This is a genomic window from Dehalococcoidia bacterium, from assembly GCA_035574915.1.
In the GTDB taxonomy this organism is placed as follows: Bacteria; Chloroflexota; Dehalococcoidia; order DSTF01; family WHTK01; genus DATLYJ01.
In genome coordinates, this window is the sequence record DATLYJ010000140.1 from 1 (window position 1) to 10,978 (window position 10,978).

The following is a 10,978-nucleotide window of genomic DNA, read 5'->3' on the forward strand; positions in this document are numbered from 1 at the left end:
AGGGGCCTGTGACATACTTCGCTCGCCCTGCCGCCCGCCTTCCGCACGACGAATCTCGGAGCCCGTAAGCCCGCGATGCCTGAACTGCCCGCGCCCGACAGCTTGACCACCGGAGTCCTGCCGCGACGGTTTCGCGTGGGCTTGAGGAGGTCGCCGCGGTGCTCGCGGGGCCGGCGTCTCTCGTCGCCGTCCGCCTGCGGACCGAGGCGTTGCGGGAGGAGGCGCTGAGCGTGGCGGCCGGGTTGGCAAGGCCGAGGCCGGCCACGGCGGGACCGGGTGCGTGACGCCCGGCGCGGCGTCTAGCATCGGAAAGGCAGCGGCCGGCCGCGGTGAAAGGGCCGAAGACGGCGCATCGCGCCCTAGAAGAGGACTGAGATGGGGAAGCTTGACGGCAAGACAGCAGTGGTCACTGGAGGCGGGCGCGGCATCGGCCGTGGCATAGCCCTCCTCCTGGCGCAGGAGGGCGCGAAGGTCGTCGTCGCCGACTTCGGCGGCTCCGTGGAGGGCCACGGGCGGGACAAAGGGCCGGCCGACGAAGTCGTGGAGCTGATCCGTTCCCGGGGCGGGACGGCGATCCCCCACTACGGGGACGTCGCTGATTGGAACGACGCCGAGGACCTCGTGCGGACCTGCATCAACGAGTTCGGCAAGCTGGACTGCCTGGTCTGCGTAGCCGGCATCCTGCGCGAGCGCATGGTGTTCAACATGACGGAGGAGGAGTGGGACGCGGTGATCCGCGTGCACCTCAAGGGGACCTTCGCGCCCACGCACTTCGCCTCGATTCACTGGCGGCAACGGCGGCAGGAAGGCGCGAGGCTAATCGTGTTTACGTCCGGCGCGGGGATAAACGGCAGCGCCGGTCAGCCGAACTACGCCGCGGCGAAGATGGGCCTGATCGGCTTCATGAAGAGCTGCGCCAACGCCCTCGGGCGTTACGGGGTAACGGCGAACGCCATCTCCCCCGGCGCCGCGACGCGCATGACGGACCGAGGCCTCGCCGCGGCGGCGGCGCAACGCGAAGGGGCCGTCGCGCCGAGCCTGGTCGCGGAGGGCGGCCCCCGCGACCCGTCGAACGTCGCGCCCGTGGTCTGCTACCTCTGCAGCGACGAAGCCGGCTACATCACCGGCCGGACGTTCGGGGCGAGCGGTTACCAGATCACGCTGTACCGGGACATGGAGCCCATGCGCCGCATTCACAGCCCGGGGCCATGGGACCTGGACTACCTGTTCGAGAACTTCAAAAGCACCCTGGGCGAGGGCCTGCGGCTGCCGGACTTCCGCCAGCCGCAGCCGGGCGGGGCATAGGCCCCTCCCGAGGCCGGGTGTACGCTGTGTGCGCCATGCAGCGCAAACCGGTCTTTCAAGCGCTCTGAAGGCCAGGACGTAATGGACCTCGACTTCTGGCCGCGGTTGGGGCAGTGATCATCCGGCAGGCCACCCATGCCGACAATGCGGCGCTTTGCGCGCTGGAGGCGCGCACGCCCCTGAACATGGACGGCGAGCCGTTCTACATCCGCCCCACCAACTTCTTCGAGAAGCACGACCTCCAGGAGAGGTCGGTCGTCATGGTCGCTGAAGAAGCGGGGGAGATCATCGGCGCCTGCGCCGGGGCGCTGCACCGCGCGCCCCTGGCCGGGAAGGAGCGCCTCCTCCTCTACATGAATCACGAGCGCATCGCGCCCGAGCACCAGCGCAAGGGGATCGGCGGGGCGCTCACTCGCGCCGTGGCCGAGTACTGGAAGGCGCACGAGTCCGAGCACATCGATTCGTCCTACTGGTACATCGCGGCCGGTAACCGGCAGTCCAGGAACTTCGCCGAGCGCTCCGGCAACCGGCCCTGGCCGGTCTCGGCGCGCATGTGCATCCTCCCGCCGCCGGCGGAGACTCCGCCAGCGCCAAGGCAGATCGGCGCCGGGCCGATCTTCGACATCGTCCGCCTGGTAAACGGAACGCACCTGGGCAAAGAGCTGTTCCGCGCCTACGAGCAGGTGGACTTCGGCCAGCGGCTCGCCCGCTCGCCCTCGTACGGCTGGGGGGACATCTATGGCGCCTTCCGGGACGGCCGTCTCGTGGCGGTCTGCGGCCTCTGGGACGGCGCCGCCGCCGACTACGGTTACGAACCCGGCGCGGAGCCTGAGATGGCGCTCCTGCTGCGCGCTCTTGCGGTAAAGGCGGCGAGCACCGGGCACGGGGGCCTGATGTTCTGCCTGGAGCCGGACTCACGACTCTGGCGGGAGCTTGGCCTCCGCGATGAGGACTCCTTCGAGCTGCTGTTCTATGCTCCCCGCGTTGAGCCGCCAGCCCACTCCACAACCCTCTACGTAGACCCCGTGTACTTCTGACCGTGACGTCCGCTGCCGGCCTCATCGCAACCATCCGCCGGGACCTCGAGCCGCTATCGCGGGCCGTCCGAGGCCATCGCTACGTCCAGGCGCTGACCGAGGGCAAGGTGCCCCTGGAGAGGCTGCGCATATTCGCGGGCGAGCAGTACCACATAATCAAGAACGACTTGCGGAGTTTTGCGCTGCTCCTGTCACGGCAGGACGATGCCGAAGTCAGGCGCTTCCTCCTCGGCAGCGTGCAATACGAGGCCGCGGCGTTCGAGGCCCTGTTCCCCTTCGCCGCCGCTCTGGGCATGTCCGAGCGCGATCTGGAAGCGCACGAGCCGCTGCCCGGCGCGCACGCCTACACCGCCTTCCTGGCGCTGACAGCCGCGTACGGCTCCGCGGCCGACATGGCCGGCGCCTTCATAGTCGACCTCGAGGGCTGGGGCGGCAACTGCCGCGACATGAGCCGCCAGCTGCGCGAGAAGTACGGCCTCGGCGCCGAGCAGGTGGCGTTCTTCGACCACTTTGGCGCCGAAGACCCTGACTTCGAGCCCCGTTCGCTCGCCCTCATCGACCGCGTCCTGGACGCCGCCGGCGACCGCGATTCCCTGGAGCGCTCGATCAAGCGCACGGCGCGCCTCATGATGGCCTACGAGCTCATGTACTGGGACGCGCTCTACGAGGCATCGGTTGGATGAGCGAGAGGTTTACGGACAGATTGCGCTCGCTGGCCGACGAGGTGTGGCAGGCGCAGCACATGCACCCCTTCGTGCGCGGCATCGGCACGGGGACCGTGGACCGTGAGCAGTTCAAACACTGGGTGCGCCAGGACTACCTCTTCCTGGTGGAGTACGGCCGCCTTCTTGCCCTTGCCGCCGCCCGGGCGCCGGACCTGGAGACGATGCGGCGATTTGCGGACCTGACGCAGTCCACCCTCGGGACCGAGATGGACCTGCACCGCTCGTACGCCGCGGAGTTCGGGATCACCGAAGCCGAGCTGGAGGAAGAGGTCATGAGCCCGACGACCCGGGCCTACACGGACTTCCTCCTGCGTTGTGCCACCGTTGGTGATTATGTCGAGTTAGTTGCCGCCCTCCTGCCCTGCATGTGGGGCTTCTCCGAGATCGGGCGCGAGCTCGCGCGCGCCGGGATGCCGTCCGACCCCCTCTGCGCGAAGTGGATCGAGATGTATGCATCAGAGGACTTCGCCGCCCTGGCCGATTGGTGCCGGGACCTCCTCGATGACCTCGCCGAGCATCTGCCGCCGGTGGAGCAGGACAGACTCGCCCGTATCTTCCTGACGAGCAGCCGCTACGAGCTCATGTTCTGGGACATGGCGCGGAATCTCGAGCGCTGGCCGGAATAAGCAGACTTGACAATAAGCTGGCGCGCCGGGGTATAACCTGCGGGTGCCGGAACCAGGTCCCCAGAGGTCTACCTTGTCCAAGCCCACGCGCGCGCAACTCACTCGCCGACGCTTCCTCCAGGCGGCCGCCGGCGCAACTGCCGTCATAGCCGCAGACTCCGCCTTGGCTTCGCGCGCCTCAGGCGCCAGACAGACCATCAAAGTACTGATCCACGACGCTATCCAATCGGCGCCGGACTTCGAACGGGGCCTTCACCTGGGCACCGTGGTCCGCGAGGGCGCGCTGCAGGGGTCGGGCGTGTTCGAGTCGGCCGTGGTGGCCGCCGAAATGCCCTTCACCCACGCCGGCCTGCACTGGCGCGGGGCCTTCGCGGGGCCAGACGCATCGGCCTTCGAGGTGCGGACGTCCGCAGACGGCGTGACCTGGGGCAGTTGGCGGCGGCTGGTCATCGAGGCCCACCCGGAGGACACGCCACGGGGCGAGACCTTCTTCGCCCTTGTCGCCGCGCCGAGGCACCGGTTCCTGCAGTTCCGCGCGACTCTCTCGGGGGCGCAGCGGGTGGAGCGCGTAACCGCAACCCTCCTCAATACGGCCGACGGCCCCAGGCTCCAGAGCCAGCAATCCCTGACGCCGGTGAAACCTCCTGTAATCGATATGAGCCGCGAGGACTGGGGTTGCGATGAAAGCAGGCGCTTCGCGGGAGGCAAAGAGATCTGGGCGAGGATGTACGTGCCCGTCAAGAAGATGGTAGTGCACCACACCGCATCTACGAACGGCGCCGACCCCATCCAGGACATCAACGCTATCTACACCTATCACGCCGTCACCCTTGGCTGGGGCGACATCGGCTACAACGGCCTCGTCGACGTGAACGGCGTCAGATACGAAGGCCGCTACAGCCGCGAGTTCCCCGAGGCTGGCACCCGCGAGGTGTTTGGCCCGGACGTGGTCGCGGGGCACGCCTCGGCTCATAACTACGGCACGTGCGGCGTCGCGGCGATGGGCAACTTCGAGGAGGTTCCTACTCCCGACGACGGACGCATGGTAAACGCCCTGGTGAGCCTTCTCTCCTTCCAGGCGTCCCTCAGGGAAGTCGACCCCAACGTTTGGTCGGACTTCCTTCAATCAGGGGGTTCCTGGACACGGGCCCTCGGAAACGTCTGCGGCCACCGCGACTGCAACGCGACCGCCTGCCCGGGCCGCTACCTCTACGAGCAGTTGCCCTCGATCCGGGCCGCCGTCGCCGCGAGGGTCGGCTTCGGCGCCGCGCCCGGCCTCAGCGGCCCGGACGGCGGCACCGTGCGTCGAGGCACGCTTTCGTATAGCTGGACGCGCCAGCCGGGCTACCGCTACTCGTACTATCTCGAAGGCTGGTCGAAGTCGCCGGCCAGCGAGGCGATCGGCTACCTCAGCGGCTACGACTCCTCCCGCTACCCTGTGTGGTCGACCCCTTCCGCCGAAGTCTCGTCCGCCGAGTACGCAGGCCTCGCCGACGGCCACTACACCTTCCACCTCAAGCGCATCGACCTCAGTAACGCCGTCTCTTACCAGGCGAACAAGACCGTCCTGATGCAGGGTGGCGGCGGAGGCGGAGGAGGTGGTCGCCCGCGCCGTTGAGGCCGGGGCCGGGACCTGCCGCCGCAGGCAGAGGCGGCCTCGCCCGCGCTCGCCACGAGCCCCGCGCTGGCACACTACGCTCTTCCCCTGCACTCTGTACGCTGTACTCTGTTCAGACGCCTGGGAGGCAGCCCGCCATGCCGTTCCGAAAGATACTCCTGCTCATCGCCCTGGTCTTCTTCGTGTTCGCCGCGCTCGGCGAGCACCCCAGCATCTTCGAGGACATCGACCTCGTGCCGGCCGGGCTTGCCTTTGGTTTCGGCGCGTTCCTGGCGGACAAGTAGTCCCGGCGAAGAGACTCGGCTACACCGCCGCGGCGAGCGGGACGAACCGCTGCGGGTCGAATGGCCGCAGCTCCGGCACTGGAGTGCCGAGGGCGATGCTTGCGGCGATGAGTTTGCCGGTGATCGGCGCCAGCAGGATGCCGTTGCGGAAGTGGCCGGTGGCGACCCAGACGTTCGACCAGCCGGGTAGCAGGCCCATCATCGGCAGGCCGTCCGGCGAACCGGGCCGCAGGCCGGCCCAGGTGGAGGCGAGGCGCGCGAGCTTGAGCCCCGGGACCATGGCCTCGGCGGCGCGGCGTAGCCGGCGGATGGCTTCGACGGTCGTGCGCTTGCGGAAGCCCACGTCCTCGACGGTCGCGCCCACGAAGGTCAGGTTGTTCTCGCGCGGCACCAGGTAGGCCTCCTCGCCCCAGATCACATGTTTCAGCTCCGTCGCCGGGCCAAGGGCCAGCATCTGACCGCGCATGGGGACCACCGGCACATGGGAGCGCAGGCGCCTGGCCAGCGCCGCCGTCCAGGGCCCCGCGGCCAGCACGAAGTGGGACGCTGAGACTGACTCCCGGGGCGTCCGCACCCAGGTCAGGCGGCCGGCCCTTCCGCCCATGCGCACGAGGGGCGCCTCGGTGCGGATGTCGACGCCACGGCGGCGAGCCGCCTCGGCGAGAGCGAGGACCAGGCGCTGGGGGTCCAGGTAGTGCTCCTCCGGTGAAAGCATGCCAGCGACCGCCCGGCGCGTTACCTCGGGCTCCTCGCGGAACAGGTCGTCGCCTTCGAGCCAGCGCATACCGGGCGACAGGGGCTTCTGCGCCTCATAGCGACGGCGCAGATGGGCTGCCTCGTCCTCGTTCAGCGCGAGATGGAGGACCCCTGAGCGACGGTAACGCAGGTCGATGCCCGTGGCCTCCAGCTCTGGGACGAGGCGCTGATAGAGATCAAAGCTATCGAGACAGAGCTTCTGGAAGTCGGGACCGCGGTCGCCGCCTTCGTCGGACAGCGCCGCAAGCATGCCGGCCGCGGCGCCCGAGGCCTCGCCGGCCAGCTCACCGCGCTCGAGCAGCGTGACCTCGAGACCCTCCAGCGCCAGAAAGTACGCGGTGGCGCAGCCGATGGCCCCGCCGCCGACGACGACCACGTCCGGCACGCTAACCTCCGCCGACCATGCGGACGATCTCGACCGTGTCGCCATTTCGCAGACAGACGCGGTCGTAGCGGTCACGCGGGATCACGTCGCCGTTGTGGGCGACCGCCACCAGCCGCCTGTCGATCCCGAGCTGTTCCAGGAGCTGCGGCAGCAGCATCTCCTCCGCCAGCTCGCGCTGTTTGCCATTTATGGTCAGCGTAATCACTTCTGACTTAATTGTAGTCTGGCGCGACCGCTGCGCCCGTTTCGAAGGCATTAGGACCGCTCACGAGACTGCGGCCGAGTCAGGCGGCAGGAGGCGTTCGAGGGGTCGCCGCACGGCTCCGCGGCGGGTCCGTAAGCAGGCGCGCCTCAGGCGGCCGAGCGCACCTCCGCCCAGGCCTCCTGCATTGCCTTGCTCAACTCCTCGGCGGCGGCGCGCGGGTCTTCGGCGTTGGCGATGGCCGAGATGACGGCAACCCCGGCTGCGCCTGCCTTTATCACCTCACCGATGTTCTTCGCCGTGACGCCCCCGATCGCGAGGACCGGCAGGTTGCCGGCCGCCTGTGTGATGTCGGCTATCAGCCCCGGCCCCATGGGCTTTACGTCGGGCTTTGAGGCGCTCTTGTAGACGGTGCCGGCGATTACGAAGTCGGCGCTCTCCCGCCCGGCCTGCAGGGCGGCCTCTACGGAGTGCACGGAGCGGCCAAGCACCGCATGCTTGCCGATGAGGCCGCGCGCCACGAGAGTCGGGATGCCATCCTCGGGCAGTTGCGCCCCGTCAGCCTCGGCCGCAAGGGCGACGTCGATGCGGTCGTTCACGACGAGGAGGGCCTTGCCGCGCGTAATGGTCTTCAGCCGGCGGGCGGTCTCGAGCAGCTTCCCGGCGGGAGTGACCTTGTCGCGCAACTGGACCATGTTGACGCCGCCAGCGACGGCGGACGCGACGGTCGCATCGAGGTCCTTGATGTCGGGCCCCGCTACGAAGCAGAGTACGGGCGGGCGCAGGCGACCGATCCTCGCGGGCAACGGCATCACTTCACCTCCATGCCCGCGTCCTGTATCGGGAGGGCGGGCGGCTATCGGCCCGGCAAAGCGGCGACGCCCTCGACAGGGCTGCTCGGGCTGGCAATCGTCTTCTTCTCGATCCGTCCGGCCCGGTAAGCCAGGCGGCCGGCCTGCACTCCAAGCTTGAAGGCTTCCGCCATGGCCACCGGGTCCTTCGCTTTGGCGATGGCCGTGTTCACCAGCACAGCATCGGCGCCGATCTCCAGGGCCAGCGAGGCCTCCGAAGGCGCCCCTAGCCCGGCATCGACCACGACCGGGACGCTGGCGTTCTCGATGATGATCTGGATTTCTTCTAGGGTAAAGATACCGCGCCCGGAGCCTATGGGCGAGCCGAGAGGCATCACGGTGGCGCAGCCGACCTCCTCCAGGCGTTTGGCGAGCACGGGGTCGGCGTGAATGTACGGGAGCACCGTGAAGCCCTCGCGCACCAGTATCTCAGCCGCCTGCAGGGTGCCGATTGGGTCAGGCAAGAGGTACCGCGGGTCGGGGATGACCTCCAGCTTGACGAGGGTCGAGCCGGTGAGTTCGCGCGCCAGCCGGGCGGTGAAGACCGCTTCCTCCGCTGTCTTGCAGCCGGCCGTGTTGGGCAGGATCGTGTAACGCTCCCAGTCGATGTAGTCGAGCTCCGTCCGGGCGTTGGGGTTGTCGAGGTCGAGGCGCCTGATGGCCACCGTCACGATCTCGGCGCCGGAGGCATCCAGGGCCGCCACGCATTCCTCCGGTGAGGAGTACTTCCCTGTCCCGACCATCAGCCTCGACCGGTAGGCCTTGCCGCCGATTACCAGTGTGTCGTCATTCATGGCTTCGGTCCCTCCCGCGCTGCCTGGACTCTGGCCCGCTGCCGGGCCGCAGCCCCGTGGATGCCCACGGCATTCCTCGTCCGCGCTCTCGCTGCCCGTCCCTCACTCTCCTGCCGGCCGCCACCAGCGATAGAAGTGGTGCACGGGTCCGTGGCCGCGGCCCAGCGGGAACGCCTCCTGGAGCGCCTTCGTCACATAGGCCTTCGCCGCCATGACCGCATGCTCCACCGTCTCGCCCTTCGCCAGCGTAGCGGCAATGGCCGAGGCGAAGGTGCAGCCCGTGCCGTGCGTGCTGTTCGTCTCGACTCTGCCGACGGTAAACTCGCGGAACGTCCGGCCGTCGAAAAGCGTATCGGTCACCGTGGGCTCGTCGAGGTGGCCGCCTTTCATGACCACGTTGCGCGCGCCCATGGCGTGGATCTCCCGCGCGGCCTCACGCAGGTCGTCCCAGGTCGCCAGCTTTCGTCCCACGAGCACCTCCGCTTCGGGCACGTTCGGCGTCACGACGAGGGCCAGAGGCAAGAGCTTCGCCTTCAACGCCTGGACGGCATCGTCTCGCAGCAGCTTGTCGCCGCCCTTGGCGACCATCACCGGGTCGACGACCAGGCTTGTGACCTCCCAGCGCTGCAACCGCTCCGCCACAGCTTCGATAATCGCCGCGCTGGCCAGCATGCCGGTCTTGACGGCGTCGGCGCCGATGTCGCCGAGCACCGCGTCGATCTGTGCCGCCACGAACTCCGGCGCCATCTCGACGAAGCCGTAGACACGCCTGGTGTCCTGAGCCGTGACAGCGGTGATCACGCTGGCGCCGTAAACGCCGAGCGCCGAGAAGGTCTTGAGGTCGGCCTGAATGCCGGCCCCGCCGCCCGAGTCCGAGCCCGCGATGGTTAGCGCCCTGTAGACCGCCATCTTCCAATTCCCGGGAACGCGCGCATAGCCTGCTCCACCGTGCCCGAATGCCAGCAAGCCCGAATGCACGAAAATGGCGCCTCTGGGGCGCCTCTCGTTCCGTTCCCTCAGCTCCCTGCGCCGGCATTACCCGGGTTCAGGTTCCGACGGTCGGTCGCCACGGCGACCCTCTCAGCCCGGCTCTCCGAGCTCCCGTGCCGCTATTCGGTTGACCCTTCAAGTCTACGTCTGCTCCCGAAAGGGTGTCAAAGAAATTCAGCCCAGCTTCCGGCGCAGCGCCTCCCGCCTCACGCCCTCAACCGCCTTCGCCCACTCGTCCTGGCGGTAGACCCTGAAGGAGTGCACGGCTCCGCTGGCCGTCGTTACGTACAGCGTGGTCAAGCCCAGAGCACCCTCGGCAATCCTTTCCATGACCTCGCCGGAGGCCGTGGCGACCTCCCTGATGTCGGTTAGCCAGACCTGGATTTCTCGGTGCGCCAGACCGGGTTCCGGCTCATATCCGCGAGTCGCCGGAGCGACGAACAGCAGGCGGGTCGGGGTCAAGATCAGCGTCCCGTAGCGACCGTTCGCGGCTTCGTCAAGTGACCGCGCGGTGGCATAAAGAAGCGGCTCTTCCCCGCCGGCGAGTAGACGTACGCGCTCTTTCTCCGCCGCCTGGCTCCGAGCGACCCAGCGCTCGATTAATCTCTGCAACGCTCCAAGCATCGGCGAGCCAGCTCGCTTTCGCTTATTTTACGGACCGAGGCCGTGTCAGGATAATCCGCAGACGTGCCACCTGTCATACTGTCGCTCATGCAGGACAAGTTCCCGCCCGGCTCCTTCTCCCGCGAAGACGAGAGGCCCGATTCCGAGTTCTACGCCGAGCCGCGCCTCGTCCAGCACATCGACGACTACGCGATCAGGGCGGTGGGCGAAGCTTACCGCCAGTTCCTGCCCCCGGACGGGGAATACCTGGACCTCATGTCATCGTGGGTGTCGCACTTCCCGGAAGACATGCCGGTCAGGCGCCTGGTGGGGTTGGGCATGAACGAAGTCGAGCTGGCCAGAAACCCCCGGCTGGCGGAGTACGTCGTGCACGACCTCAATGCCGACCCGAAGCTGCCCTTCGCGGATGCCCGTTTCGATGGCGTCGTCATCGCCGTTTCGGTCCAGTACCTCACCCGGCCGATAGAGGTGTTCGCGGAGATCGGCCGCGTGCTCAAGCCGGGGGCGCCGCTTGTCGTCTGCTACTCGAACCGGTGCTTCCCCACCAAGGCTGTCCGCATCTGGAACGCCCTCGAAGACCGGGAGAAGGCTGACCTCATCGCGATGTACATCCTGGGCGCGGGCATGTTCGAGCCGCCCGAATATCATGACTTCAGTCCCGCCCGGACGCTCATCGGCGTGCCGATGCAGGACTGGCAGCGGGTCCGCAGCGGCCAGCTCTACACCGACCCGCTCTACGTTGTCGTTGCACGGCGCAGACAGGATGCCTGACACCACTGGA

At 68.1% G+C, this 10,978-nt stretch carries 13 protein-coding genes and 1 riboswitch; of the genes, 7 read left to right on the top strand and 6 right to left on the bottom strand.

Features of this window, described 5'->3' with window-relative positions; genetic code table 11:
• Positions 1 to 375 precede the first annotated feature (375 nt).
• The 6 genes from VNN10_13075 (at position 376) to VNN10_13100 (ending at position 5,595) form a co-directional block, all read left to right on the top strand.
• Positions 376 to 1,305 (top strand): SDR family oxidoreductase, encoded by a 930-nt coding sequence (locus VNN10_13075; GenBank protein HXH22952.1) that lies wholly within the window; start codon positions 376 to 378, stop codon positions 1,303 to 1,305.
• Between the two features lie 113 nt (positions 1,306 to 1,418).
• Positions 1,419 to 2,342, top strand: coding sequence for a GNAT family N-acetyltransferase (locus VNN10_13080; GenBank protein HXH22953.1), 924 nt, complete (start codon positions 1,419 to 1,421; stop codon positions 2,340 to 2,342).
• A gap of 2 nt (positions 2,343 to 2,344) precedes the next feature.
• A complete protein-coding gene (locus VNN10_13085; protein ID HXH22954.1) occupies positions 2,345 to 3,025 on the top strand; it encodes a hypothetical protein in 681 nt (226 codons plus the stop codon).
• Positions 3,022 to 3,693, top strand: a complete 672-nt coding sequence (tenA, locus tag VNN10_13090) for a thiaminase II (GenBank protein ID HXH22955.1) — start codon at positions 3,022 to 3,024, stop codon at positions 3,691 to 3,693. Before VNN10_13085 ends, tenA begins: the two co-directional genes overlap by 4 nt.
• A 163-nt stretch (positions 3,694 to 3,856) precedes the next feature.
• Positions 3,857 to 5,311 carry a peptidoglycan recognition family protein gene (locus tag VNN10_13095; GenBank protein ID HXH22956.1) on the top strand — a complete coding sequence of 485 codons (1,455 nt, stop codon included), beginning with the start codon at positions 3,857 to 3,859 and terminating at the stop codon, positions 5,309 to 5,311.
• A 137-nt stretch (positions 5,312 to 5,448) separates the two neighbouring features.
• Positions 5,449 to 5,595: a hypothetical protein gene (locus VNN10_13100; GenBank protein HXH22957.1), complete on the top strand. Its 147-nt coding sequence runs from the start codon at positions 5,449 to 5,451 to the stop codon at positions 5,593 to 5,595.
• A 19-nt stretch (positions 5,596 to 5,614) separates the two neighbouring features.
• On the opposite strand, the gene thiO is transcribed toward VNN10_13100, so the two are convergent.
• From thiO to VNN10_13130, 6 genes are all read right to left on the bottom strand, one after another.
• Positions 5,615 to 6,736: a glycine oxidase ThiO gene (gene thiO / locus VNN10_13105; GenBank protein HXH22958.1), complete on the bottom strand. Its 1,122-nt coding sequence runs from the start codon at positions 6,734 to 6,736 to the stop codon at positions 5,615 to 5,617.
• A 1-nt stretch (position 6,737) separates the two neighbouring features.
• Complete coding sequence (gene thiS / locus VNN10_13110; protein ID HXH22959.1) at positions 6,738 to 6,941, bottom strand: sulfur carrier protein ThiS; 204 nt, start codon at positions 6,939 to 6,941, stop codon at positions 6,738 to 6,740.
• A 146-nt stretch (positions 6,942 to 7,087) separates the two neighbouring features.
• Complete coding sequence (thiE, locus tag VNN10_13115) at positions 7,088 to 7,750, bottom strand: thiamine phosphate synthase (protein HXH22960.1); 663 nt, start codon at positions 7,748 to 7,750, stop codon at positions 7,088 to 7,090.
• 44 nt (positions 7,751 to 7,794) lie between these two features.
• On the bottom strand, positions 7,795 to 8,583 hold the full coding sequence (locus VNN10_13120; protein HXH22961.1) for a thiazole synthase: 789 nt from the start codon (positions 8,581 to 8,583) through the stop codon (positions 7,795 to 7,797).
• A gap of 102 nt (positions 8,584 to 8,685) precedes the next feature.
• The gene (gene thiD / locus VNN10_13125; GenBank protein ID HXH22962.1) at positions 8,686 to 9,492 is read right to left on the bottom strand and encodes a bifunctional hydroxymethylpyrimidine kinase/phosphomethylpyrimidine kinase; all 807 of its coding nucleotides are present in this window, start codon (positions 9,490 to 9,492) and stop codon (positions 8,686 to 8,688) included.
• Between the two features lie 95 nt (positions 9,493 to 9,587).
• A riboswitch (TPP riboswitch) is annotated at positions 9,588 to 9,698 on the bottom strand.
• 49 nt (positions 9,699 to 9,747) lie between these two features.
• Positions 9,748 to 10,035, bottom strand: a complete 288-nt coding sequence (locus VNN10_13130) for a hypothetical protein (GenBank protein HXH22963.1) — start codon at positions 10,033 to 10,035, stop codon at positions 9,748 to 9,750.
• A gap of 249 nt (positions 10,036 to 10,284) precedes the next feature.
• Between VNN10_13130 and VNN10_13135 the strand changes: the two genes are divergently transcribed.
• Positions 10,285 to 10,968: a methyltransferase domain-containing protein gene (locus VNN10_13135; protein HXH22964.1), complete on the top strand. Its 684-nt coding sequence runs from the start codon at positions 10,285 to 10,287 to the stop codon at positions 10,966 to 10,968.
• The last annotated feature ends 10 nt before the right edge of the window (positions 10,969 to 10,978 follow it).

Bases quoted from the DNA above. Each gene is read 5' to 3' on its own strand.
- VNN10_13075 (HXH22952.1), top strand. From the start codon at position 376: ATGGGGAAGCTTGACGGCAAGACAGCAGTGGTCACTGGAGGCGGGCGC.
- tenA (HXH22955.1), top strand. From the start codon at position 3,022: ATGAGCGAGAGGTTTACGGACAGATTGCGCTCGCTGGCCGACGAGGTG.
- VNN10_13100 (HXH22957.1), top strand. From the start codon at position 5,449: ATGCCGTTCCGAAAGATACTCCTGCTCATCGCCCTGGTCTTCTTCGTG.
- thiE (HXH22960.1), bottom strand. From the start codon at position 7,750: ATGCCGTTGCCCGCGAGGATCGGTCGCCTGCGCCCGCCCGTACTCTGC.
- VNN10_13120 (HXH22961.1), bottom strand. From the start codon at position 8,583: ATGAATGACGACACACTGGTAATCGGCGGCAAGGCCTACCGGTCGAGG.
- thiD (HXH22962.1), bottom strand. From the start codon at position 9,492: ATGGCGGTCTACAGGGCGCTAACCATCGCGGGCTCGGACTCGGGCGGC.
- VNN10_13135 (HXH22964.1), top strand. From the start codon at position 10,285: ATGCAGGACAAGTTCCCGCCCGGCTCCTTCTCCCGCGAAGACGAGAGG.